This window comes from Listeria goaensis (assembly GCF_900186125.1).
GTDB lineage: Bacteria > Bacillota > Bacilli > Lactobacillales > Listeriaceae > Listeria > Listeria goaensis.
The window spans coordinates 17,510-41,956 of record NZ_FYBQ01000007.1; the positions used below are offsets into that span (position 1 = coordinate 17,510).

23 protein-coding genes and 1 tRNA gene are annotated in these 24,447 nt (G+C 42.4%); 6 read left to right on the forward strand and 18 right to left on the reverse strand.

What is annotated here, in order from left to right; translation table 11 throughout:
* Positions 1-7: 7 nt before the first annotated feature.
* From cydC to CFT42_RS09205, 11 genes are all read right to left on the reverse strand, one after another.
* Positions 8-1,747, reverse strand: coding sequence for a thiol reductant ABC exporter subunit CydC (cydC, locus tag CFT42_RS09155; protein WP_088815983.1), 1,740 nt, complete (start codon positions 1,745-1,747; stop codon positions 8-10).
* Positions 1,747-3,468: a thiol reductant ABC exporter subunit CydD gene (cydD, locus tag CFT42_RS09160; RefSeq protein ID WP_088810160.1), complete on the reverse strand. Its 1,722-nt coding sequence runs from the start codon at positions 3,466-3,468 to the stop codon at positions 1,747-1,749. Before cydD ends, cydC begins: the two co-directional genes overlap by 1 nt.
* The gene (cydB, locus tag CFT42_RS09165) at positions 3,468-4,481 is read right to left on the reverse strand and encodes a cytochrome d ubiquinol oxidase subunit II (protein ID WP_088810159.1); all 1,014 of its coding nucleotides are present in this window, start codon (positions 4,479-4,481) and stop codon (positions 3,468-3,470) included. The genes cydD and cydB overlap by 1 nt, the downstream gene beginning before the upstream one ends.
* A complete protein-coding gene (locus tag CFT42_RS09170; protein ID WP_088810158.1) occupies positions 4,468-5,871 on the reverse strand; it encodes a cytochrome ubiquinol oxidase subunit I in 1,404 nt (467 codons plus the stop codon). Before CFT42_RS09170 ends, cydB begins: the two co-directional genes overlap by 14 nt.
* Before the next feature lie 374 nt (positions 5,872-6,245).
* Positions 6,246-6,719 carry a tRNA adenosine(34) deaminase TadA gene (tadA, locus tag CFT42_RS09175; protein WP_088810157.1) on the reverse strand — a complete coding sequence of 158 codons (474 nt, stop codon included), beginning with the start codon at positions 6,717-6,719 and terminating at the stop codon, positions 6,246-6,248.
* 65 nt (positions 6,720-6,784) lie between these two features.
* Positions 6,785-8,731, reverse strand: coding sequence for an LTA synthase family protein (locus tag CFT42_RS09180; RefSeq protein ID WP_088815984.1), 1,947 nt, complete (start codon positions 8,729-8,731; stop codon positions 6,785-6,787).
* A 75-nt stretch (positions 8,732-8,806) separates the two neighbouring features.
* Positions 8,807-9,577 (reverse strand): molybdate ABC transporter substrate-binding protein, encoded by a 771-nt coding sequence (gene modA / locus CFT42_RS09185; RefSeq protein ID WP_088815985.1) that lies wholly within the window; start codon positions 9,575-9,577, stop codon positions 8,807-8,809.
* Positions 9,578-9,581: 4 nt separating this feature from the next.
* Positions 9,582-11,054, reverse strand: coding sequence for an AcpB/EbpR/MafR family transcriptional regulator (locus tag CFT42_RS09190; protein ID WP_088810154.1), 1,473 nt, complete (start codon positions 11,052-11,054; stop codon positions 9,582-9,584).
* Between the two features lie 112 nt (positions 11,055-11,166).
* Positions 11,167-11,766, reverse strand: a complete 600-nt coding sequence (locus tag CFT42_RS09195) for a short chain dehydrogenase (protein ID WP_088810153.1) — start codon at positions 11,764-11,766, stop codon at positions 11,167-11,169.
* A gap of 56 nt (positions 11,767-11,822) precedes the next feature.
* Positions 11,823-12,215, reverse strand: coding sequence for a phage holin family protein (locus tag CFT42_RS09200; protein WP_088810152.1), 393 nt, complete (start codon positions 12,213-12,215; stop codon positions 11,823-11,825).
* A 154-nt stretch (positions 12,216-12,369) separates the two neighbouring features.
* A complete protein-coding gene (locus CFT42_RS09205) occupies positions 12,370-12,666 on the reverse strand; it encodes a hypothetical protein (protein WP_088810151.1) in 297 nt (98 codons plus the stop codon).
* Positions 12,667-12,856: 190 nt separating this feature from the next.
* On the opposite strand from CFT42_RS09205, the gene CFT42_RS09210 reads away from it, so the two are divergent.
* The 5 genes from CFT42_RS09210 to CFT42_RS09230 all read left to right on the forward strand — a co-directional run bounded on the left by CFT42_RS09210 (position 12,857) and on the right by CFT42_RS09230 (position 15,747).
* Entirely contained in the window at positions 12,857-13,192 is a 336-nt protein-coding gene (locus tag CFT42_RS09210; protein WP_088810150.1) for a helix-turn-helix transcriptional regulator, read from the forward strand.
* A gap of 4 nt (positions 13,193-13,196) precedes the next feature.
* Positions 13,197-13,649, forward strand: a complete 453-nt coding sequence (locus CFT42_RS09215; RefSeq protein WP_088815986.1) for an ImmA/IrrE family metallo-endopeptidase — start codon at positions 13,197-13,199, stop codon at positions 13,647-13,649.
* A 56-nt stretch (positions 13,650-13,705) separates the two neighbouring features.
* Positions 13,706-13,984 carry a DUF3116 family protein gene (locus CFT42_RS09220; protein WP_088810148.1) on the forward strand — a complete coding sequence of 93 codons (279 nt, stop codon included), beginning with the start codon at positions 13,706-13,708 and terminating at the stop codon, positions 13,982-13,984.
* Entirely contained in the window at positions 13,977-14,930 is a 954-nt protein-coding gene (locus tag CFT42_RS09225; RefSeq protein ID WP_088815987.1) for a sugar-binding transcriptional regulator, read from the forward strand. The genes CFT42_RS09220 and CFT42_RS09225 overlap by 8 nt, the downstream gene beginning before the upstream one ends.
* A gap of 136 nt (positions 14,931-15,066) precedes the next feature.
* Positions 15,067-15,747, forward strand: a complete 681-nt coding sequence (locus tag CFT42_RS09230; RefSeq protein WP_088815988.1) for a fructose-6-phosphate aldolase — start codon at positions 15,067-15,069, stop codon at positions 15,745-15,747.
* Between the two features lie 119 nt (positions 15,748-15,866).
* On the opposite strand, the gene CFT42_RS09235 is transcribed toward CFT42_RS09230, so the two are convergent.
* Positions 15,867-15,939 (reverse strand) — tRNA-Lys (locus CFT42_RS09235).
* A 112-nt stretch (positions 15,940-16,051) separates the two neighbouring features.
* Positions 16,052-17,434 carry an amino acid permease gene (locus CFT42_RS09240; protein WP_088810145.1) on the reverse strand — a complete coding sequence of 461 codons (1,383 nt, stop codon included), beginning with the start codon at positions 17,432-17,434 and terminating at the stop codon, positions 16,052-16,054.
* A 479-nt stretch (positions 17,435-17,913) separates the two neighbouring features.
* Between CFT42_RS09240 and CFT42_RS09245 the strand changes: the two genes are divergently transcribed.
* On the forward strand, positions 17,914-18,459 hold the full coding sequence (locus tag CFT42_RS09245; RefSeq protein ID WP_088815989.1) for a hypothetical protein: 546 nt from the start codon (positions 17,914-17,916) through the stop codon (positions 18,457-18,459).
* Between the two features lie 78 nt (positions 18,460-18,537).
* Here the strand turns inward: CFT42_RS09245 and CFT42_RS09250 are convergent, their stop codons facing one another.
* The 5 genes from CFT42_RS09250 to CFT42_RS09270 form a co-directional block, all read right to left on the reverse strand.
* A complete protein-coding gene (locus tag CFT42_RS09250; protein WP_088810143.1) occupies positions 18,538-19,830 on the reverse strand; it encodes an adenylosuccinate synthase in 1,293 nt (430 codons plus the stop codon).
* 175 nt (positions 19,831-20,005) lie between these two features.
* Positions 20,006-20,461: a universal stress protein gene (locus CFT42_RS09255; RefSeq protein ID WP_088810142.1), complete on the reverse strand. Its 456-nt coding sequence runs from the start codon at positions 20,459-20,461 to the stop codon at positions 20,006-20,008.
* Between the two features lie 78 nt (positions 20,462-20,539).
* Entirely contained in the window at positions 20,540-21,886 is a 1,347-nt protein-coding gene (gene dnaB / locus CFT42_RS09260; RefSeq protein WP_088810141.1) for a replicative DNA helicase, read from the reverse strand.
* A gap of 37 nt (positions 21,887-21,923) precedes the next feature.
* Positions 21,924-22,370, reverse strand: coding sequence for a 50S ribosomal protein L9 (rplI, locus tag CFT42_RS09265; protein ID WP_088815990.1), 447 nt, complete (start codon positions 22,368-22,370; stop codon positions 21,924-21,926).
* A 1-nt stretch (position 22,371) separates the two neighbouring features.
* Positions 22,372-24,345 (reverse strand): DHH family phosphoesterase, encoded by a 1,974-nt coding sequence (locus tag CFT42_RS09270; protein ID WP_088815991.1) that lies wholly within the window; start codon positions 24,343-24,345, stop codon positions 22,372-22,374.
* Between the last annotated feature and the right edge of the window lie 102 nt (positions 24,346-24,447).

Below are 24,447 nucleotides of genomic sequence, written 5' to 3' on the forward strand. Positions count from 1 at the left end.
CCCTCTTTTACAACTGAATTGGTCGGTCCAGCTCGTACAAACGTTTGTAGCGCGGCGCAGAAGCCATCAGTTCGGCATGTGTGCCTTGCATTAAAATATCGCCGTCTTCTAGGAAAAGCACCGAATTCATTTTCTCGGCGCCAACCAAATGGTGCGTTACCCAAAGTACGGATTTGCCTTCTAGCGTTTCAAAAATCGTTTGCAACAAATCGCGTTCCGTTATTGGGTCGAGGCCAACTGTTGGCTCGTCAAGAATGACGATGGGCGTATTTTGAAGCAAAATTCGAGCAAGCGCAATTCGCTGGCGTTCACCGCCTGAAAAGCGGGCGCCCATTTCGGACATCTGCGTCTTGTAGCCGTTTGGCATACTCATAATAAAATCGTGCATTTGCACTTTTTTAGCCGCCTCATAAACCTCTTCATCTGTTGCATTTTGATTGCCAAGACGAATGTTGTTGAAAACCGTTGTGCTAAAAAGGTGCGCTTTTTGATTGAGCATCGCCACAACTTCTGGGATTTGTGGTCCGAGGTCGGCTGGGCTTGCGCCATTCATTGTGACTGCACCAGCATTTGGCACGAGCGCGCCTTGAATTAGTTTTAGGAAAGTTGATTTTCCTGTGCCACTTCGGCCGATAATCGCCACTTTTTCGCCTTGTCGCAGTTCAAAATTAAAGTTTTTCAGCACAAAAGGGCTTTTTTCATTGTATTGAAACGAAAGATTTTCTGCCCGTAGCGTTACGTCCACCGTTTCGATTTGCGCTTTTTGCTCGATTTCCGCGTCGAAGTCAGGTAGCGTCGTGTCTTCGATTTTATCCAGCCGCAGAAGCGAATCTTGATACAGCGACTTGTCGCTTACGGCGCTCGATACGGGCACAAAAGCCTCACCAAGCGACATGATAGCGAGCGTAAACGCGGCAATTAGCGTGCCTGAAATGGCTCCATCGCTCACTTCATTTGTGCTCCAGTAGACCATTAAAATGACCATCACACCAACAATTAGCTGGCTAAAAAAGTCGCGCCAATTGACGAAATGAAATTGCTTCGTCTCCACTTTCAAAAGTGCCGCTTCGTCCTTTTCATACCCCTCAATTAAACGCTTCTCGCGTCCGCTAAACATCCAGTCGCTAAGACCAAAAACCGCATCTGTAAACTGGCTGTATAGCCGATTTCGCCCTTGCTTTAAATAGGCATTTTTCCCGCGCGCATACAAAATAGAAACGCCAGGTAGTACGAACACAAGCAAACCAATTAAAACTAAAATTAAAATCGCAAACGGAATCGAAAAGTAGCCGAGCGCAATGACAACGCCAGCATATAAAAACAAACTAATGACAGCCGGCAGCATCGTCGTCAAATAGAAATTTTGAATGTGTTCAATATCATCTGCGAGCATGCCTAATATATCACCCGTCCGGTAGCGGGATTTAAGAAGTAGCGCCTGAGGTTCTAAAAGTCGATACAATCTGACGCGCATTTTTTCCAAAATCCGAAGCACTAACGAATGGCTGTTTAGCCGTTCGACATATTTGGAAACTGAGCGTAAAATTCCGAAAGCCCGCACGCCAACGCTTGCAACGTACACGGCCATAATCGATTCCGGCATGAGCGACGATTTCGAGATGAGGTGCCCAGACGTGAACATGAGCGCTGCCCCCGCCGAAAATGTTAGCACGCCGAGGAAAATAACGACTAAAAAGAGGCCAAAATTCTGCTTAATATAAGGGCCAATCCAACTGTTTTTTAGCATTAAATCTCCTCCAATTGGGCTTTAATTAGGTCATAGTAGAACCCTTTTTTTGAAACAAGTTCAGCGTGCGTCCCCGTTTCAACAATCGCCCCTTTGTCTAAAACGATAATTTGATCCATTTCGAGCATCCAGTGCAGGCGATGCGTTGCAAAAAAGACGAGCCGATTTTCGAACAAATCAAGCATCGGCTGTTTCAACTCATACTCCGTTTCGATATCCAGATGCGCAGTGGGCTCATCCATGAGCACGATTTGCCGGTCAGATAAAAACGCGCGCGCTAGCGCAATTCGCTGTTCCTGACCGCCACTTAGCGTTCGCCCAGCTTCCCCAACAACCGTTTCATATCCCTCATCTAAATCTTCAATGAACGCGTTTAGTCCAGCCGCTTTTGCCGCTGATTTCACCGCATCATCTGCTGATTCTGGATGATAAAATTTGATGTTGCCAGCAATTGTGTCGTGGAACAAATACGGGTGCTGCGGAATATACGTCACTTGTTTCTGCCACGCATAATTGTGTAGCTTAACCGCGGTGCCATCAATTTGGATTTCGCCAGTTGTTGGTGCTAGAAAGCCGCTTAAAACGTCGATCATTGTAGATTTCCCAGCGCCAGTTGCTCCGATAATGCCAATTTTTTGCAAACCAGAAACGCCAAAATCAGCTTGGGCTAGCGATTCCTGATGCCCGTCCGCATAATTAACCGTGATGCCTGCTAAATTCAGCACAGAATCATTTGTGTACGCAGGCGCAGCCGTTCCTGCATTTTTTTCTTGCTGTGCTTTTCCTTCATCAATAATGGCTTGAATAACGCGCCCCGCCTCTTGTCCGTCGAGCGTTGCATGATAATCGGACCCTAGCTCACGGACGGGTAGGAAGTATTCGGGTGCTAAAACTAAAATTGTGAGTGCTGGGCCTAGTAAGATTAAGCCGTCAATTAAGCCGAGCCCTAAGAATAACGCCACGACAGCGATAGAGAGCATTGTGAAGAAATCGAGTGCAAACGAAGATAAGAAGGCTACGCGTAGTGTCCTCATCGTTGCTTTTCGGTAGCTTGAGCTTGTGTCCGCAATGCTTCTTTCGTGACTATGGCTTAAACCTAGATACTTCAAGGTTTCAAGCCCTTTTAGCGAGTCAACAAAGTGGTTGGATAAAATCCGGTACGACTCAAATTGCGAGTCGGCTTGTTTCTTTGCTGCAAGACCTAAGATTATTAGGAATAAAATTAAAACAGGGAATGTAATGGCCAAAATTAAAGCGGACTTGCCGTCTTGTGTCAGCACATAAATCCAAATCATCACAGGAATAATCGCCATGTTGATAAACTTCGGCAAGAACAGCTCAATAAAACGCCTGAAGTCCTGTACGCCTTCCATGACCATCGTAACGACTTTTCCTGTTCCTTCTTCGCGCGTAAAACGCGGACCGAGGACGAATAAATTTTCAAGCAATTCTTCGCGCATCTTTTTCCCTGTATCAGAGGCGAACTTATAAACAATCGCTTTTTTCCATACATTTAAAAAATGGCGTACAAAAAGTGCTCCCGCGAAGAAAGCCATTTGTAACGCCACAGTAGACAAGGATGCACCATTAAAGAGCTTTGTAATCGCGCCTGACAGCATGCTTGCCATGACGATAATTGCCGCGCCTTGAACTATAGTCAACGCGGCAAGAATCGCAAGTATTTTTTTTATACCTTTATATTTAAAAATGTCTCTTCCCATTAATACGTCATTTTCTCCTTACTCGAAACGCGTTTACGGAAAACGTAGTAACTCCAAATTTGATAGCCGAGTACAAACGGTAATAGTGTTACCGATACAATGGTCATAACTGTTAAGGAGTAATGTCCCGAAGCTGCGTTATGAATGGTTAAGTCAAATGCAGAGTCAATTGAGCTAATCATAACACGAGGGAATAGCCCTACGAAAATGGTTGCAACTGTTAATGCTAAACCTAAGCCGCCAAATGTAAATGCAAATCCATCGCGATTTTTCCATAGGAAGAATGCGCATAGTAAGTACATCACTACTACGATACCAATTAAAGTTGGCACGAGAATTGGACGGGCTTGGAAAATATCTGTGTAAAAGAATGCTAGAACTACAAACACTACTAAAACAGGCACGGTGATGAACCAAACGCGTTTAGCCATGCGACGTGCGCGGTCTTGAATATCATCTTCCGTACGAAGCGTGATAAACATTAAGCCATGAAGTAGGCAAAGCATTGTAACGGTTAAGCCTCCCCAAACGGAGAAGACCGTAATGTAATCAAAGAATCCTGCATACATATCCATTTCGCTATTAATTGGCATACCTTGTACAAGACTTGAAAATAGGACACCTAGCAAGAACGGCGGTAAAATACTACCGAAAAAGATAACCCAATCCCAAAACTGACGCCAAGCGGCAGAATCTTTTTGACCACGGAATTCAAATGAAACACCGCGACCGATTAAAGCAAGCAAGAACACAACGAGCGGAATGTAGTAACCGCTGAACATCGTTGCATACCAGTTTGGAAATGCGGCAAAAATGGCACCGCCAGCTGTAAGTAGCCACACTTCATTGGCATCCCAAAACGGACCAATTGTGTTCACTAACACGCGGCGCTCCAAATCATTGCGCGCCATGAAACGTGTAGACATCCCTACACCAAAGTCAAATCCTTCTAGGAAGAAGAAACCGACAAATAATACTGCGACAAGTAAAAACCATAACTCATTCAGTGACAATTTTGTCGCCCCCTTTATCAAATGGATCAACAGAAGTAGTCTCTACTTTATTTTCACCATAAGGTCCTTTTTTGATTTCGCGAATAAATAAATAGACGAGCACGATTAACAGTAACGCGTAAATCGTTGAAAACGCGATTATCGAGAACAGTAGCGAGCCTGCCGATACGTTCGGCGACACGGCATCTGCCGTTTGTTGGTAACCAAATACTACCCACGGTTGCCGTCCAATTTCTGTCATAATCCAACCCATTGAGTTGGCGATGAATGGGAATAAAATCATTGGTACCATTAAACGTAAATACCATTTTGTGTTCTCAAGATTTTTACGCCAAGCAAGCACCGCACCAATTAGTGCTGTTAAAATCATTACCATGCCGGCTAATACCATGATACGGAAACTCCAGAATGAAGTTCGTACTGGCGGAATATAATCTCCCGGGCCATATTGTTCCTCGTATTGTTTTTGAAGCGAGTTCATGCCTTCTACGGAACCACTAAAGGTCGAATAAGACAAGAAGCTTAGCGCATACGGGATTTCAATTGACCACGTATTTTTTTTGTTATCGACATCGATGCCGGCAATCATCGTCCAAGGTGCTGGGTCGGCAGTATCCTCCCATATACCTTCAGTTGCCGCCATTTTCATCGGCTGCGTTTTAACCAAATATTGGGCTTGTGAGTGTCCGCTGAAAGCTGTTCCAAAACCGCCAATAACTGCGATTACGAGTGCAATTTGGAAAGAGCGCTTGAAGAAAGCCACATCTTGCTTTTTAAGCATTTTGTATGCACTGACACCTGCAACGAAAAACGCACCTGTTGCGAAAGCACCGAAAATAACGTGCGGAAACTCAACTAGTAGCTGGCCGTTTGTAATAAGCGCCCAGAAATCGTTCATTTCGGCACGACCATTTTTAAATTCAAAGCCGACTGGGTGTTGCATAAATGAGTTGGCTGCTAGAATCCAAAAACTTGAAAGAATCGTTCCAATTGATACGAGCCAAATACACGCTAAATGTAATTTTTTGCTGAGGCGATCCCAACCAAAAATCCATAAACCGATAAATGTTGACTCCATGAAGAATGCAAGTAAGGCTTCAATAGCTAGTGGTGCTCCGAAAACGTCCCCTACAAAACGGGAGTAGTCGGACCAGTTCATTCCGAATTGGAATTCCTGAATAATACCAGTTACGACACCGACTGCAAAGTTAATGAGGAATAAATGTCCCCAAAACTTTGTCATTCTTTTATAAACTTCTTTCCCTTTCACTACGTATAGCGTTTGCATGAGCGCAACCATAAAGACTAAGCCAATGGATAGCGGCACAAATAAAAAGTGAAAGATTGTTGTTGATGCGAACTGAAAACGGGCTAAAAACAATGTATCCACCCTTTTTCCCTCCTTTTTCTGCGTTTTAATTCTTTTTACGTTCTCCCTTAACCGAGTTTGTGAAAAACAATCTAAACAAGCTCCATTAGTTGTTATTTCATTCACAAAGATATGTAAAATAAAAAAATTCGTCATTTCTCTTTTTCGGCTAAAGCAGAGTTTTCTAAATTAGAATAAGTTCTATATACAGTATATTTTATCCTATTTCGGCTTAAATTCATTTAGTTCTTTAGTAGTCTTTTTTTTATTTTTCATTTTAATAAGAAATCAGCTTGTAAAGTATTGAACTCACTGTACCTTTGTTTTTGTTATTTTATTCACAAAAAGTTTCAAACAGACATTTTAGTCTAAATTGGTAGAAAAGAACTACTAGACTAACTCGGTTTCTCGGTTTTCTTGCGCTTTCTTAATTCCCGAAAAAAGTCCGTTAAAAGGGCGCCTGTTTCTTCTTCCAAAAGGCCGCTTTCTACTTCACAGACATGATTAAAGCGCTCATCTTGCAAGAGATTCATTAAAGTTCCAGCCGTTCCCGCTTTCGGATCTTTGGCGCCGTAATATACTTTCGCAATTCGGGAAAGCAAAATGGCACCACTACACATTGGGCACGGTTCAAGCGTTACAAATAATTCGGCACCGGCGAGTCGCCAAGATTTTTGATTATGGCAAGCGTCTTGAATGGCCATCATTTCGGCGTGCGTCACAGCGTTTTGACTGGATTCTCGCAAATTATGCCCACGACCGATGATTTTTCCGTCTAGCACGACTACTGCTCCAATTGGGACTTCGCCAATTGCACCTGCCTTTTTCGCTTCATTGATCGCTTCGTGCATAAACCCGTTTTTATCCAAAACCGCACCTTCTTTCTAGTTTTAGTGAAAATGACCCCGGCGATGGCCAGAGTCATTTTCGCGTTCTATTTTATATCTGACGTCGAAACCTTATAATCTACTTTCGCAGGATTCGGGATTTTGAAATCTTCGCTTGGTTCATAGAAGCGCAACAAGTCACGTTGCATGATGTCGTCGGAAATCCGCAGCGCTGTTTCGGCGTAATGTTTTCTTTCCGTCACACGACTATTTTCTTCATTTGTTAGCTCTTCAACTGGTTCGCCTGTCTGCGTCAGGTAAACGGTGGAACCGATTTGAGCGAACTCGGAAGTAATCACATCGCCATTCCGGAATACAACTGTATCAGTTGGCTTATCGGAAAGCAGGCTATTTCCAAGTTGCAAGTATTTCGAGCCGTCGATGCCAAGTAAATGCTGAACAGTTGGTTGCACATCAATTTGCCCCGCTTGCGTTGTAATTTCTTTCCCCTTGATGCCAGGCGCGTGGATGATAAACGGCACGCGTTGCAACTGCGCTTTATCAAACTCGGTTAGTTCTTCTTTTCCAAGAAGCGGTGCAAGCGTATCTAGGCGTGATTTCGAAATACCGTAGTGGTCGCCGTAAAGAACGAAAATCGTATTTTCATACAAGCCTTCTTTCTTCAAAGCGTCGAAAAATTCCTTAATCGCCTCGTCTGCATAATGCGCTGTTGAAAAATAATTATTAATTGTTTCATCTTTGGTTCCAGGATTCGCGAATTCCACGTCTTCTTCAAAAACAGGATACGGGAAATGGTTGGAAACCGTAATGAATTTTGTTTGGAATGGCTGTGGCAATTGCTTCAGCATTTCCATGGACTGCTCATAAAACGGCTTGTCTTTTAGACCGTAGTCCGTTGAGTTCGCCTTGGTCAAATCATAGTAGCTAGAATCAAAGAAATAATCATAGCCAAAACGCTTGTAGGCATTATTGCGGTTCCAAAACGAGCCAATGTTCCCGTGAAACGCTGCCGACGTGTAACCTTGTTCATTCTTCAAAATTGCCGGCCCCGCCTGAAATTCATTCGTGCCGCCGTAAGTCGAAAATGCTGACCCTTGCGGAAGTCCAAATAGCGAATTCTCAATAAGGTTTTCCGCATCACTAGATTTTCCTTGCCCGGTTTGATGGTAGAAGTTGCTAAAACTAAACGAGTTTTCACTATTATAAAGTTGATTTAAGAACGGTGTTACCTCTTCGCCGTCCAATTTGTAATTAATCAAAAATTGTTGAATGCTTTCTAAATGCAAGTAGACCACATTCCGTTTTTTCGCAACCCCAAAGTACTCATTGTCTGTACTCGTGCGGTTCGTATTCACAAAGTTCTCCGCCTCAGCCGTGTCCGAGCTTTCCGCTTGAACGCGCTTCTGCTGCGTTTTCATGTGCTTCACGCCGTCATAAGCCGTAAACGTGTTGACGCCCAAATATTTGACTAGATAACGCTGATCAAATGTCCGCGTAAGCAGTTGCGGGCGGTCGATCTCCGCCAGCGTAATATTTAAAAGAAGCATTCCTAGGCCTAAAACAACAGGAATAAGTTGAAACTTAAAAGCACGACGCTTTTCCGCATATGGCTTCCCGTATTTTATTAGCGCAAACGTAATGAATACAAAATCGAGCCAATAAAGAATATCATGCCATTTTAGTAGGGCGAATGCGCTCCCGTTAAGGCCTTCCGAAACATTTCCAACATTCGTCATCAAATTAACCGACAAGAAGTCGCTAAACTCGCGGTAATAAAGCACGTTCGCATAAAGTAGCATGGAAAGTGCAAAATAAACAATAATGGCAATCGTTGTCCGAAGCTTTCGATTTGGAATCAAAAAGACTAAACTAAATATAATGAGTGCCATCGCAATTGGATTAATCAGTAATAAGAAAATTTGAAATGCGCCTTCAACGCCTAAATTAAATTCCATAAAATAAACAATTTCCGTCTTTAGCCAAAACAGAAAAACAGTTAGTAACAGTAATCGATTTGAAAGTAAATTCTTCATCGTCATCTCCTCATAAAAAAATTCGAGTTATGTTCATGCTATCATGTTTTATGAGGCATGTAAAATAGAAACTGGTCAATCAATATTTAAAAACCCGTACTTCGCTAATACTTTTTGCCCTGCATCAGACGCCATATAATCTAAAAACTTCGCCACCTGATCTGGCTCGTCAGCATCTTTCAACACGCCCGAATAATAGCCAATTTGTGAATGCAAATCGTCCGGCACAGCCTGCAAAACTTTTACATCTTTACTGATTAAAGCATCCGTTTTATAAACGAAACCCGCTTGCGCGTTGCCAGATGCGACGTAAGCAAGCGTTTGGCGAACGTCAGATGCGAGGACAAGTTCCTCTTTCAGTGCATCGTAAACGCCTAGATTTTCCATCGTTTCCTCTGCATATTTCCCAGCAGGAACAGATTCCGGATTACCAATTGCGATTTTATCAAAAGTTGGCAACAATTTCGCGATATCTTTCGTATTCGTTTCCGCCGCATTTTTGCTCGGCACAATTAAAACGAGTGTATTTTTGGCAAACTGTTGTTTATCGGTTGTTTGCGCCTTTAAATCATCCATATCTTTTTCGCTCGCAAGTAACACGCCATCAATTGGTGCCCCGTTTTTTACGCGCTCTTTGATTTGGCCAGATCCAGCAAAATCAAACGTTAGCTTTACATTTTTATGCGCCTTCTCATAATCCGTTTTCACATCTTCCATCACATCTTTTAAGCTGGCCGCAACGGAAATGTGCAGTTCAATTGGCTTTTCGCTAGCCGTTCCAGCTTGGTTGCTGCAGCCTGCAAGCACGAATAAGACCGCGAAAAACAAAATGCTTACTTTTTTCATCAAACTACTCCTTTTTATTTCGCTCTTTTTGAATATGTCTAATCTTTTTTCGAATGTTGCGCCAGTCGCGCTCGCTAGGGAAATAGTTAACTTCTACCGTCGGAATTCCGTCATACTGCGCCGCTGCAAAATCGGCAAGAACAAAATCAATCTGGTTCGCTCGCAAATGTTCGGCCACGATATCCGGTTCCGTCATTTCAAAAAGCTCCACCTGATCTTGAAACCTCGAAGCGATAATGCTTTTCAAAAAGCGCGTGTTGCTCACACTTAACTGCGAAGAAACCAAAATGCGCACCGGCTCGATTTCTTTACGCTGCGCAAAAACCAAGCCTTCCCAAAGCGTTCCTAGGAAGAAAATAACCGTTTCGGCTTTCACACGAGAATCAGCAACATCTTTGACCGCCTTTCGAACAGCCTCGCAAAAACTTGGAAACTCCTCTTCTAAAACGCCCGTCACATACCCCCGTTTTGATACAATAAAGCTATCAAACTCTACAAATTGCTCCAAATAAAGCAAATAACTCAAAAGCTGTAGCAAAATCTCATTTTTATTGCTCGGGTAAGGATGCCCGTAATAAACCACAATATTTTCCAAAATCGCCTCGCTCTGGACTAATTTCTCCGGCGCATGTTGCGCAAAGAAACTAAGCGACGCCTCAATATTCGCCTTCCGCTCATAGCCAAGCCCCTGCAACTGAAGCAACTTAATGCCGTAGCGCTCGCCCTCTGTTAGCACGATTCCCGTATCCTTCTCAAGCTGTTTAAAGCTATTTTTCAGGTCAGCCTCATGCTCATAAAACGGAATCGCAATTTCTGCCATATCAATGAAATACCCTTGCCTTATCCGTTCGATGCACACTTGCAGCCAAAAAAATCGTTCCTGCCGCTGCGGATAAACAAAACGGTAACCCACACAAGCTTCATGTGTGCTGATGTAGCGATCAAGCGCCTCCCTGTCATCCGCTTTAAATGGCCAACGCTCCAAACCGAAAGTTGTGTAATAGAGCTGCGAAAAAAAGTAGCGAACTTGCGCCTCATTCCCCGTGATATACACCGGATTAATATTAAGTTCCACGCCGTAAATTTCCATTTTCTTTCGAATCCGATGAATCAACCGGTACAGCGAAGAAGGACTCGTAAACAATTCGTCTGCCCATTCTTCAACCGTCCAATTTTGAGTATAAAAACAGCCAAGCAAAAGTTTTATAGAAAGACTCCGTTGCATAAAATATTGATATAATTTATCGACATGCGCATTTTCAGGTGTTTGAATTTGAATACCTAATTTCCGAGATGTGAAAAGCGTCCATTCGTCCATTAAGTCGTTTTGAATCGCGGCAATGTCATTGTTTAACGTGCGTTTCGAACAATCCAATTGTTCAGCTAAATCCTCTAATTTGTACCACCGATTGTCAGCAATAAGAATTTCTAGAAGCTCCATTCTCCTTCTGGTACTTTTTTCGAGTAAAGTTCGCATGACACTGCCCCCATTATCGTATTTTCGTTCACCATTATTATATCATCTTAGACTAACCCAAAACATTATTTTCCACTAAAACAAAAAGACAAGATGCGAACAACTTGTCTTTTCAATAAACTTTATAAGATTGGCCTGTTTGAGCACCGTGAACACTCTTTTCAAAAGCACGCGCCACCCGGTCAGCAGGAACTGGAACGAAGCCTTCAAAAAACGGCTCCAAATTTTCAAACGACTCGAGAAGCACATTTGGGCTCACTGTATTAATCCGAATTCCCCGCGGCATTTCAATCGCAGCTGACTTTGCAAAGGCGGTAACCGCCCCGTTCGCCATCGCAGCCGAAGCACCTTGCCTAATTGGATCCTCCATCATAATTCCCGTTGTCAGTGTGAAACTTCCACCATCATTAATATAATCAAGCCCTAGTAAAACGAGGTTGATTTGTCCCCCAAGCTTACTCCGCAATGTTTGTTCATTTTTTTCAGGCGTTAGTTCCGTTAGCGGCGAAAAAACAGCGCTTCCCGTTGCACTTACAACCGCATCGACTTTCCCAATTTGATTGTACATCTCGCGAATGCTGTCCGGATCCGTAATATCAACATGAATTTCCCCGCTATGTCGCCCAGCCGTAATGACGTCATTTTTCTTTGAAAGCCGATTAAAAACCGCTTTTCCGAGCGTTCCATAGGCACCAATTAGTAGCACTTTCATAAAAACACCTCATTTCAAATGATACGACCAGTATAACACCTCTCATGCTTAAAGGTTTATTTTTTGTTTTTCTCACCCGCATTCGATTGGAAAATATCTACCAAACTTTTAAGCACACGCGGAACTTTCACGCCCATTTGAACGAAATTTTCCAAAATCGAGATTAATTCATTAGCGAGGTAGAAAAAAATAACCGCATCACGAACTAAGTTTTTATTCCCAGTAACAAGGTCCGCCTGATGTGCAATCGCCACTAAAATGAAAATCGCTAATTTGCGCGCGATACCTTGAAAGCCCACTCTACTTCGCAAGTTCCCTCGAAAACCAGCTGTAAGTAGGCCTGCCACATAATCGGCCACGGTGAAGATAAGTAAAACTTGAATCAAAACACTCCCACCTCCGAAGAAGAACGCCACAACTTGAGGAATATTTTGAACTAAATAATCCATAAACATCCTTCTTTCTGTACGCAAAAATGCCATTTGTTTTTCAGCTCAAGCAATACTTTTTCTGAAGGTCAAATGACATTTTTAATCTATTTAAATCTACTATAGTAGAATACTTAACGCAGCTTTTTAAGTCATCAGCGAAATTGGACTTTGCTTAAACGCTTCTTGCAATGAGCCCTGCCGATTTCTTCCATAAATAAAACGTTCGTCTGGAAACCCCTATTTCCTCATAAATCTGCTTATCCGTTTGAACGTGCTTTCGCACCAAGTACTCTTCAGATGAAAAAAGCAACATTTTTTGATCTGCTGTCAAAAAACCTTTCTTGCTATCACCAAGCGCTTCCAAATATTCCAACTCGCACAAGAGCTTCTGTCTATCACGCTCATTTAAATGTTCCTCCAAACGATAAATAATCGCTCGTTGTCGCTTTTTTAATTCCGCGCGTTCCATTCAAATCACCTCTTCGTCACCATTTCGGTGCTTTTTAGTTTAAAAAAAGTGTGTTCTTGCCTGATAAATTCATTATAGCACCATTTTGGTTACACGTAAACAAATTGATGCATTTTAACATATAAAGTTTCCAAAAAGGTTACAAAAGTGGTACACTGTAAACAATCATAAAGCAAGGAGCAAAGGAGCCATGGAATTAAATAAATATGTTGGAAATAAAATCAAACAATTTCGCGAAGAAAAAGGGCTAAGCCAAGAAGGGCTTGCCAAACGCTTAAATACAACAAGACAAACCATTAGCCGTTATGAAAACGGTGAAAGAAAGGCCAATCAAGACGTCTTATTCGAACTTGCCAAGATTTTCAATCAAACAATAGATGCTTTCTTCCCTCCAAGAAGTCAAGAGGCAAAAGATGAGCGCTTAATGACGATTGCAGCTCATTTAGATGATGACGTCACTGACGAGGAATTGCGAGATATTCTTGCTTACATTGAAATGAAAAAACAACTTCATCGCGGGAAGTGAAAATATGTTTGAAGAATTGGTGAATGATTATCAAAACAAAGTAACCATAAAAGAAGAAAAAATGCCTAGCAAATTGCCAGGCTTATATATTAACGGGACCATTTTAATCGACAGTCAAAAAACAGATACCGAAAAGCGCTGTCTTCTAATTGAAGAACTTATGCACTGGAAATACACATATGGCAATATTATCAATCAAAAAGAAATGACAAATCGCAAACAAGAAATTTTCGCTAGAAGACGCGGATATGAGGAACTCGTTCCACTTGAAGATATTATTCGTTGCTTTTACAATGGTTTTAGAGAATATTTCGAAGTAGCCGAACACCTAGGCGTGACGGAAGAATTCTTAATTCAGACGGTTGCTTTTTACCGAGAAAAATACGGTCCAATGTATAACTACAAAAATTACTTTATTAATTTCGGTAATACGATTGATGTTTACCGCAAATACTAACGCCCGCTTAATCAACTTCTTGTAGTAACATGCAGCACCATCGAAAGGATATTTTTATGAAAAGGCCCAGCCACGATGAAATAAAGTTCACCTTAATTTTTATAGCTGATCCAAGCTTTAATATTTTCATACTTCAAGATGAGTTTTTCATGCGAAATCCGCAATACAAATTAACATTAACCACCTTTTTCTATACCGTCTTCTGGCTTGAAGCAAACGACTACATTTTGCGCCAAACAAAAAGCCGTTTAAACGAAAAACGGTACAAACTCACTGAAAAAGGAACCTCACTCTTACAAAGTTTCGGCCAAATGGAGGGCTTAAAAGATGAGTAAAGAAAAACTAGACTTACTTCGACAGATTGCTTACAAGTACTATATTGAAGAAAAAAGTCAAGAAACGATTGGACGTGAACTCGATATTTACCGGACGAGCGTCAGTCGTATGCTTAAACAAGCAAAAGCCTCCGGAATTGTGGAAATTAAAATTCATGATTTTGATGAGCAGATTTACGAACTTGAAACGGCGCTCCAAGAAACTTTCAACTTGAAACACATTCGCATCGCCCGAACCGAACCCCATTTTTCAAGTAAAGAAAAAGATGAAAACCTCGCACAAATTGCATCCCTCTCTATAAAAAACATGATCAAGCCACACGAAACAGTCGGCGTCGCCTGGGGTGAAACGCTTGGCAATGCTATCGCGCAAATTGATAACCGCCGCAAAACAATGGCCACTTTTGTCCCAATTGTCGGCGGCCCAAGTCATATCCATTCCCGCTTCCACGTCAACACGCTCGTCTACGAACTCGCAAGAAAATTGGGTGGCACAAGTTTATTCGTCAATGCAACAGTTGTGCAAGAAACAGCGGAACTAAAAAACGGCATTGTTCACTCACAATATTTTCAGGAATTAAAATCCAAATGGGCAAAACTAGATGTCGCCCTCGTCGGAATCGGCGGACTTTTATCTGAGAAAACGAGCAAATGGCGTGACCTTTTATCACCAGAAGATTACGCAGAGTTACGCCTTCGCGAAGCGTGCGGGGACTCATGTTGCAATTTTTTCGATAAGGACGGCAAAGTTTTACACGGTCCACTATATGAACGCACCATCAGCATCGGCCTCGAAAATTTAAGCGCCGTCCCAACTGTTCTCGGAGTTGCTCGGTCAAAACGCAAAAGTCGGGCTATTTACGCGATGCTAAAAAAAGGCTACATCAATGCTCTTGTAACCGATGATGAAACGGCTAAGCTAATTTTGAAACATGCAAAAAGCTAGTCTGCACAAATGTGCAAACTAGCTTTTTTGGCGTTACAACTCGCTTGGTTTCGTCCGCTTTTTACCCCAAAACAGCAAAGAACTTATTTTTTTCTAGCTTATTTTTGCTAAAATGAGGGCAAAAGGAGTGATTTTAATGGAATTTATGCTCGATACTGCTAATTTAGAAATTATTAAGCGCTATGCAGACAATTTACCCCTCGCTGGCGTCACTTCCAACCCTTCTATTATAAAAAAAGAGGGCAAGCTTGAGTTTTTCACGCACATGAAGGAAATCCGAAGCTCCCTTGACCCAACTGCCTCCCTACACGTCCAAGTTGTCGCCACCGACTACGCCGGAATGATGCGCGACGCAGAAGCCATTTTGCGCCATATCGACGACCAAGTTTTCATTAAAGTCCCCGTCACCGAAATTGGTTTACGCGTCATCAAAGAATTGCGCGCCCAAAAAATAAATGTAACGGCCACGGCCATTTATTCGAAAATCCAAGCCTATTTAGCGATTTCGGCAGAAGCCAATTATATTGCGCCGTATTTCAACCGCATGGAAAACCTGAACATCAATCCGCGCGACGCCATTTTGGAAATGAGCACAGCAATTGAGCGGTCGGGAAGTAACACTAAGATTTTAGGCGCTAGTTTTAAAAATGTCGGCCAAGTGAATTCAGCCCTAGAATGTGGTGCCCATGCAGTAACACTAGGCGCGGATATTTTTAAACAAGCGTTTGAAATGCCTTCGATTGAAAAAGCCGTGCACGATTTCACGAGCGACTGGGAAGCTGTTTTTGGCGCTGGACATGTTGTCGCGAAATTTTAAGGTAGTAGAGAAGAATAACCGCCTTCTGAGATTTTTGCAAAAAAATAAGACCGCGAGTCCTGTCTTCCAAACGTTCGAAAACGCCGACAGTACTCCGGTCTTGTGGGTTTGGCACCCAATGGGTTATGAGGGGTTCGAACCCCCGACCCGCTGATTAAGAGTCAGCTGCTCTACCAACTGAGCTAATAACCCGATTGACTCAACGTTCTAATTCTATCACTTTTTTCAGTTTTTGCAAGAAATTTAAATTAGAAAGCTAGGTCTTGAAGGTTTCGCCTCATTTGACCTAGCTTTTTTTCAAAAATTATTCTTTAATCTCTTCTTGCATATCTTTGTTTTGAATTCTTGATTTGCGAATGTAGTAGACGATGATGACGCCGACAAACCAAAGTGGTGTGATGAACAGCGCCACGCGAGTGTCTTCAGCAAGCGCCAAGACAACGAGCACGAACGCTAAGAACACTAAAATCACGTAATTCGCAAATGGGTAAAGCGGCATTTTGAATTTGTTTTTTGCCGCTAGTTCTGGGCGTGTTTTCCGGTATTTTAAGTGTGCGAGAACAGTGATGCCCCAAATGAAAATGAAGCAAACCGTTGATACACTTGTGATGAGTGTGAATACACCTTCTGGCATAATGTAATTTAAAATAACGGCGATTAAAATGATAATTGTCGAGAAAAACAGCGCGTTGGACGGCACTTTGTGTGAAGTCAGTTTCGTCATGGATTTAGGCGCATTTTTTTCTTTTGCTAACGAATAAATCATTCGGCTTGTGCTGAAAACCGCACTATTACAAGCCGAAGCCGCCGAAGTTAAGACAACAAAGTTAACAATTCCTGCAGCAGCCGTTATTCCTACAGCAGCGAAAACCTGAACGAACGGGCTTTCAGCAGGATTAATCGAATTCCACGGATAAATGCTCATAATCACAAGGAGAGCACCAATGTAAAAGATAATAATCCGAATCGGAATGTTGTTAATCGCTTTCGGGATAACACGCTCAGGATCCTCAGTTTCCCCAGCAGTCAGGCCGACAAGCTCAATACCCACAAAGGCAAAGACCACCATTTGGAAGGAAAGTATGAAGCCATTTGCGCCGTTAGGGAAAAAGCCACCGTGACTCCATAAATTTGAGAAGCTTGAAGCTCCAGCGTCCGTTGAAAAACCTTTAATAATCATGAATGTGCCAATAATGATTAGCGCCAAGATCGCAATGATTTTAATAAGGGCAAACCAAAATTCCATTTCCCCGAAAAGTTTAACCGTCGCCAAGTTCATAATAAGCAAAATGACGAGCGCGATTAAGCCCGGCACCCACTGGGCAACATTTGGAAACCAAAATTGTGTGTACAGACCGACTGCCGTTAAGTCAGCCATCGCAATTGAAATCCAGCAAAACCAGTACGTCCAACCCGTTACAAACGCCGCCGCATTTCCAAAATAATCCTGTACGAAATCAACAAATGAATGATACTTTAAATTTGAAAGTAGTAATTCGCCAAGTGCCCGCATAATAAGAAAACAGATTGCCCCTGTAATCATATACGCGAACAAAATCGATGGGCCAGCTAAGTGAATGGATTTCCCTGAACCAAGGAATAGCCCAGTTCCAATTGCTCCCCCAATGGCAATTAGTTGGACATGACGGTTTTTTAGACCTCTTGATAATTCTTGTTTCTCTTCCATTATGTACTTCCCCCTCTTCAGTCTTGGGACTCGCTAAGTTCTTTACCAATTTTGCAGAGCCGTCTGTGTATGAACTTAAATTGATTATTAAGTTATCCTTTAATCATACAATAAAATCAGATTACTCGCAAAATATCATAAAAACAGTAAATTTTTCCTTTTTCACAATGTAAGCGCTATCACTATTTAGATTTTACCATATTCTTTTACAAATTGACAATAAGGACACTTAAAACCATCTATATATTTACCTAAATTTGTTGATAAATAAGGATTTCTTGTTATTTTTTACCTTAACTCCCAAATTGGTTCGAAATTTAGGCCTATTGACTTATTTTTTAAAAGTTTGTGAAAACGCTCCCAATTTTCGGTTTGTACAACAAAAATGCCGACACGCCAATTAAAACGAAGTCCGGCTACCCCATTTTAATCCATATAAATTTTTTTATGGTATACTTTTCCAAAAGGAGGTGCTTTAGTTGGCGACGTTTACGCTTTTAGATAAAGTTATTTTTGAGAACGCTTCAAATATGGAGCTTAAAGATGAAAACGGGAAAATTGTGGCGCTTATTAAAAAAGAAGTACATTCTGACCGTGAAAAAGACAACTCCTATATTTATACTGCGCCAGACGGCACAATGATTGGCCAAATCCACCGTAAAAACACTGGCATCAAACGATTTATACTTGCTGAATATGAATTTTATTACGAGGGGAAACGCTTCGAATTAAAAGATAAAGTTGGCAACAGCATGCTCTATTTTTCTGTCATAGCAGGATTTCTAGATCAAAAAATTTTAATTGAGGAAAACTTAAACGAAGATGTTGACTTACATGCGAATGATAAACTGCTTGCCACTATTTTAACTGGCGATTCTTTTTTCACGATATCCTTTTCATTTGATGACAATGTCGACACCCATTCCCATCTATTCGTCCTCCTCGTTTTAATGTACTTCATGCTTAAAATTTATAAAGACGAAACTGGTGTTGTTGATGATATTATCGATATTTTTGAAGACTAAAAAAGCATAAATCCCCTATACCACTTCTAAAAATGGATTTTATGGGATTTATGCTTATTTTTTATTAAAATTAGTCTGTTAAGCTAAACGCCAAACACTTTTGACAACATGCGTCTGATTGCGGTCTGGTCCAACTGAGAACATGGAAACTTGAACACCTGTAAGTTGGGCGATACGCTCCATGTAGTGTCTTGCATTAGCTGGTAAATCATCAAGCGACTTAACGCCGGTGATATCTTCTGTCCAACCTGGTAGCTCTTCATAAACTGGTTCGCAGCGCGCCAAATCTTTAAGGCTAGCCGGGAACTCTGTAATTGTTTTGCCGTCAAGTTTATAAGCGACACAGATTTTCAGCGTTTCAATGCCGGTAAGTACATCAAGAAGCGTTAACGAAAGATCTGTTAGCCCGCTGACACGTCTTGCATGACGCACGACAACACTATCAAACCAGCCTACTCGGCGTGGGCGTCCAGTCGTTGTTCCGTATTCTCGGCCAACTTCGCGAATGTTATCGCCAATTTCATCAAACAGCTCTGTCGGGAATGGGCCATCGCCAACGCGCGTCGTATAGGCTTTCGCAACACCGACAACGTGATTGATTTTCGACGGGCCAACACCACTTCCGATAGTTACTCCGCCAGCAATTGGGTTGCTTGATGTGACGAACGGGTATGTCCCCTGATCGATATCTAGCATGACGCCTTGCGCGCCTTCAAATAGGACGCGTTTTCCTTCGTCCAGTGCATCATTTAAGACGACCGACGTATCGCACACGTATTCCTTGAATTGTTGGCCGTACTCATAATATTCATCTAAAATTTCATCTAAAGTAAACCCTTCTAATTCATAAAAGCGCTCCAAAAGACGATTCTTTTCTTTTAAATTTTGTTCTAGTTTTTCTTTAAATGTTTCTTTGTCTAAGAGGTCTACAATTCGGATGCCGACACGCGCAGCTTTATCCATGTAAGCAGGTCCAATGCCTTTTTTGGTCGTCCCAATTTTATTTGCGCCCTTGCGCTCCTCGTCCGCTTCGTCAATGCGAATATGATACGGTAAAATCACATGCGCCCGGTTTGAAATACGTAAATTCGCCGTATTTACACCTTTTTCATGTAAGTACGTTAATTCTTCCACTAGCGCTTTTGGATCTACTACCATTCCATTTCCAATAACACTGATTTTCTCTTTGTAAAAAATACCAGATGGAATTAGATGCAATTTATACGTGACGCCGTCAAACTTAATTGTGTGCCCCGCATTGTTACCACCTTGATAACGTGCAATTGCTTCTGCATTCTCCGAAAGAAAATCTGTAATTTTTCCTTTACCCTCATCGCCCCACTGTGTTCCAACAACAACAACTGAAGACATGTAAACACCTCATTTTTTGGTCTTTAGCTAACCATTCGCGTTAGCTATTATTTCCATTATTCATTTTACCGTTTCTCCTATCATTCGTCAACGGATATCACGAACGATTTTTTTAGTATTAAAAAAATCGTTCGTTTTTACTTTTTAAAAAATAATAGACCATGAGCAGGTGCACTCATAGTCTATCTGTCAGGCTTGTTCGCTCCACTAAAACATCGCACGGTGCGTGAAGTGTGACGTATCCAGCTACGCTCCCGAGTAAAATGCGGCTTAGCCTCGACGTGCCGACCGCCCCAACAACGATTAAATCTGCGTGGAACTTTTCATCGGCAATTTCCACGATGGCCGCTTTTGGCGGACCATAATCTAAAATCGTTTCCACGCTTTCTACGCCTAATTCTTTCGCGCGCTTTTCATAATCCGCCAACAACTTTTCTGCATTTTCCGTAAATTGATTGACCGTTTGCCCACCATCAAGCGCCGTCAAATTCGCAAAGTAGAGTGTATCGATAATTGTCGTAATTCCAAGATGCGAGCCGTTGCGCTTTGCCGCTCCTGCCGCTTTTAAAAAGGCCGCTTCCGCAGAGGGCGATCCGTCAATCGCAACTAAAATCCGTTTGTAATTTTCCATGTCAACCACTCCTTTTCACAAAACCTTACCCCTTTTTTTAGCAAAAAAAACAGAGCGATTTATTCGCCCTGCCTAATTTTAAGCCATCTCATCATATCTTACTTCAAGGTTAACAAATTTATTGTACTCCTTCACAAAAGCGAGCTTGACGTCCCCAACAGGACCATTACGCTGCTTCGCAATGAGAATCTCAATCGTTCCATCATTTTCGCCTTCACGGTCATAGTAGTCTTCACGATATAAGAATGCCACAATATCCGCATCTTGCTCAATTGAACCCGATTCCCGAATATCCGACATCATCGGACGCTTATCTTGGCGTTGTTCCACGCTACGCGACAACTGCGACAGCGCAATGACCGGCACCTCAAGTTCACGCGCAAGTGCTTTAAGTGAACGGGAAATTTCCGATACTTCTTGTTGGCGGTTTTCGCCGCCTCGGCCACTCCCTTGAATCAGTTGCAAATAGTCAATGACAATCATACCAAGCCCCGACTCTTGTTTTAAACGTCGACATTTCGAACGAATCTCATTAACGCGAACGCCTGGCGTATCATCAATGAAAATCCCCGAATTGGATAGCGTCCCCATCGCAATCGTAAGCTTCTGCCAATCATCTGACGTCAGCGAACCCGTACGCAAATTTTGCGCATTGATATTGCCTTCCGCACAAAGCATCCGCATAACAAGTTGCTCGGCGCCCATTTCAAGGCTAAATATCGCCACATTTTCATCCGTTTTTGTCGCCACATTTTGTGCAATATTAAGCGCAAATGCTGTTTTACCAACTGATGGACGAGCCGCAACGATAATTAAATCATTGCGCTGAAAACCAGCCGTCATCTTATCGAGCTCTTTAAAGCCCGTAGGAATACCAGTTATATCGCCTTTTCGGTTGTGTAAAATCTCAATGTCATCATATGTTTTAACCAAAACGTCCTTAATGTTTTTAAAAGCACCCACGTTTTTGCGCCCGGAAACTTCTAAAATGCTTTTTTCAGCTTCGTCCATGAGCGCGTCCAGCTCGTCCTCACGCGAATAACTATCCGTCGCAATTTGAGTCGCCGTCCGAATTAAGCGCCTAAGAAGCGCCTTATCTTCAATAATGTGCGCATAATATTCTAAGTTGGCCGCTGTCGGAACCGCACCCGAAAGCTCCGTTAAGTATGGTAAACCACCCGCATCCTCAATCCGACCACCAGCAGCAAGCGCCTCATAAACTGTCAGCACATCTACCGCTTTCCCGTGGTCATTCAAATCAAGCATCGTCTCAAAAATCAGCTGATGCGCCTGCCGGTAAAAATCGTCCGGCATAAGTATTTCAGAAGCCGTAATCAGCGCATTCGGTTCAAGAAATACAGCCCCTAAGACGGCCTGCTCAGCTTCAATATTTTGCGGTGGCGTTCTATCTTGAAAAGTATCCACTGCCCTTAGCTCCTTTTTTTAAAAGTTAGTTTTTCCTTTATTCTTCTGTTACGTGTACTTTCATTGTAGCGTTAACCTCGTGATGTAGCTTAATCGGTACATTCGTGTACCCAAGCGAACGAATCGCATCTGGAAGATCCATTTTCCGCTTATCAATTTTAATCCCAAAATCCTTTTGCAAGGCTTGCGCAATTTGTTTTGTCGTAATCGAACCAAACAAACGCCCACCTTCGCCTGATTTCGCCTTCAGTTCAACCGTCAAGTTCTCCAATTTTTCCTTCAGCGCTTTCGCCTCAGCAAGCTCTTCTTGCGCATCTTTTTCCGCACGTTTTTCTTGCCCGCGCAGCGCGCTCATATTTTTCGCATTCGCTTCCACAGCGTTCCCATTTTTTATCAAAAAGTTTTTCGCGTAACCGTCCGCCACGTCTTTCACTTCACCTTTTTTACCCGAACCTTTTACATCTTTTAGAAAAATGACTTTCATATTATGTTTCTCCCTTCCAATACGCGTCAATCGCGTCTAATAAAGCTTTTTCCGCCTCAGCAATCGTCACACCTTTAAGCTGCGTCGCCGCATTAGACAAATGGCCGCCTCCGCCTAGTTTCTCCATAATAACCTGCACATTAATTTCGCCCAGAGAGCGAGCACTAATCCCAATCATCTTATCAGGACGAAGCGTAACGACAAATGAAGCCTGCACATTTTCCATCGAAAGCATCGTATCCGCCGCCTGAGCCGCAATAACCGTCCCGAAAACTTCATTTTCATGACCTTTTGCAACCGCCAACCCGTCGTGATAAATCTCAAGCGATTCCACAAGTTTACTACGCTGCGTAAAAGTCGCTAAATCTTCTTTAAGAAAATTTTGTACCAAGATGGTGTCCGCCCCAAGCGACCGCAAATAGCTTGCTGCGTCAAACGTGCGTGACCCCGTACGTAACGTAAAGTTCTTCGTATCCACCACAATCCCAGAAAGTAACGCTGTCGCTTCAATTTTGCCCACCTGTTCCAAATCTGGCTGGTATTCAAAAAGCTCCGTCACAAGTTCCGCCGTTGAAGATGCATACGGTTCAATATAAACAAGTACCGGATTTTCCACAAACTCTTCCGAACGACGATGATGGTCAATGACAACCACATGCGAAGCCGATTCCAGCAACTCGCGATTCATCACCATCGAAGGCTTATGCGTATCCACCACCACAAGCAAACTCTTATTGGTAATATTTTCATTAGCCACTTGCGGCGTCACAATATTTTTAATCACATTCGGATACTCTTCAATTTCGGTCATCAGGCGTTCTACGTCCGGACTCATTTTACCCGGTTCAACCACAACATACGCATCACGATCATTCATCTCTGCAATACGCATCACGCCAAGGCTTGAGCCGATAACGTCCATATCTGGATAGCGATGTCCCATAACAAAAACTTGGTCGCTTTGAGTGATCAACTCTTGAAGCGCCTGAGAGATTACCCTGGCACGCACACGCGTCCGCTTTTCCATCGGATTGGTTTTTCCCCCGTAAAAGCGCACTTGACCTTCCGGCTGCTTAATCACAACCTGATCCCCGCCGCGCCCAAGCGCAAGGTCCAGCCCCGACTGCGCAAGATCCGCTAAACTAATCAGATCATCTTCATTATAGCCAATCCCAATACTTAGGGTTAAAGGAATATTTTGTTTAGACGTACGCTCGCGAATGCGATCTAACAACGAAAACTTTTCCTCTTCCAAACGTTCTAACATGGCCTCATTTAGAAATCCCATAAACCGGTCCGAACTAATTCGCTTCAAATAAATTCGGTGCTCACGCGCCCAGTTCGTGAGCATAGACGTCACCAAATTGTTTAACGCGCTCCGGCGTCTATCATCCATGCCCTGCGCCCATTCATCGTAATTATCAAGAAAAATAATCGCAAAAACAGACTTCTCCGCCTTATATTTCTCATTTAGCTCATAATATTCCGTGCGATCATACAGATATAAAATCCGCTCTTCACGTTTAACAATTGTATCAAAACAGTATTCACGCCATTTAATAGACTGTATACCCTCTTGTTCCTCACCTTTAATAACAGCCAGAAATTCTGGCCCGACATCAATTAGCGGCTCTCCAATTAGCTTGTGATTATCAAAATACTTCGCCATGAATGGATTTAACCACTGAATCTTATAATCGTCATCATACAGCATAATTCCCATAGGCATCTCAACAAGTGCATCTTCTTCGCTGCGTTTTATACGATACGTTAAATTAGAAACATATTCTTGCACCTCTTGATTTAAACGATGCTCAAAATAAAACATCGCTGTAATCAGTGCAACGCCTGCAACAAATATAATAACAGCGAGCCACCACTCATAGAAGAAAGTAATGACACACAAAATTATCGTTGCCGCAACTAAGCCATATAATGGATATTTAAGCATTCTTTTCTCAAAAAAGCCTTGCATTTCCATTCAGCTCCTAAACAAAAAATGATAATCCCTGTAAAATGTAGTCGTCCACTCTATATTTTACCTTTTATCGAACAGACTTTCAAATCAAAAAAGGTC

Excerpts from the sequence above, each read along its gene's own strand:
- cydC (WP_088815983.1), bottom strand. The coding sequence starts at position 1,747 with ATGCTAAAAAACAGTTGGATTGGCCCTTATATTAAGCAGAATTTTGGC.
- cydD (WP_088810160.1), bottom strand. The coding sequence starts at position 3,468 with ATGGGAAGAGACATTTTTAAATATAAAGGTATAAAAAAAATACTTGCG.
- CFT42_RS09180 (WP_088815984.1), bottom strand. The coding sequence starts at position 8,731 with ATGAAGAATTTACTTTCAAATCGATTACTGTTACTAACTGTTTTTCTG.
- modA (WP_088815985.1), bottom strand. The coding sequence starts at position 9,577 with ATGAAAAAAGTAAGCATTTTGTTTTTCGCGGTCTTATTCGTGCTTGCA.
- CFT42_RS09190 (WP_088810154.1), bottom strand. The coding sequence starts at position 11,054 with ATGCGAACTTTACTCGAAAAAAGTACCAGAAGGAGAATGGAGCTTCTA.
- CFT42_RS09195 (WP_088810153.1), bottom strand. The coding sequence starts at position 11,766 with ATGAAAGTGCTACTAATTGGTGCCTATGGAACGCTCGGAAAAGCGGTT.
- CFT42_RS09200 (WP_088810152.1), bottom strand. The coding sequence starts at position 12,215 with ATGGATTATTTAGTTCAAAATATTCCTCAAGTTGTGGCGTTCTTCTTC.
- CFT42_RS09205 (WP_088810151.1), bottom strand. The coding sequence starts at position 12,666 with ATGGAACGCGCGGAATTAAAAAAGCGACAACGAGCGATTATTTATCGT.
- CFT42_RS09210 (WP_088810150.1), top strand. The coding sequence starts at position 12,857 with ATGGAATTAAATAAATATGTTGGAAATAAAATCAAACAATTTCGCGAA.
- CFT42_RS09215 (WP_088815986.1), top strand. The coding sequence starts at position 13,197 with ATGTTTGAAGAATTGGTGAATGATTATCAAAACAAAGTAACCATAAAA.
- CFT42_RS09220 (WP_088810148.1), top strand. The coding sequence starts at position 13,706 with ATGAAAAGGCCCAGCCACGATGAAATAAAGTTCACCTTAATTTTTATA.
- CFT42_RS09225 (WP_088815987.1), top strand. The coding sequence starts at position 13,977 with ATGAGTAAAGAAAAACTAGACTTACTTCGACAGATTGCTTACAAGTAC.
- CFT42_RS09230 (WP_088815988.1), top strand. The coding sequence starts at position 15,067 with ATGGAATTTATGCTCGATACTGCTAATTTAGAAATTATTAAGCGCTAT.
- CFT42_RS09240 (WP_088810145.1), bottom strand. The coding sequence starts at position 17,434 with ATGGAAGAGAAACAAGAATTATCAAGAGGTCTAAAAAACCGTCATGTC.
- CFT42_RS09250 (WP_088810143.1), bottom strand. The coding sequence starts at position 19,830 with ATGTCTTCAGTTGTTGTTGTTGGAACACAGTGGGGCGATGAGGGTAAA.
- CFT42_RS09255 (WP_088810142.1), bottom strand. The coding sequence starts at position 20,461 with ATGGAAAATTACAAACGGATTTTAGTTGCGATTGACGGATCGCCCTCT.
- rplI (WP_088815990.1), bottom strand. The coding sequence starts at position 22,370 with ATGAAAGTCATTTTTCTAAAAGATGTAAAAGGTTCGGGTAAAAAAGGT.
- CFT42_RS09270 (WP_088815991.1), bottom strand. The coding sequence starts at position 24,345 with ATGCAAGGCTTTTTTGAGAAAAGAATGCTTAAATATCCATTATATGGC.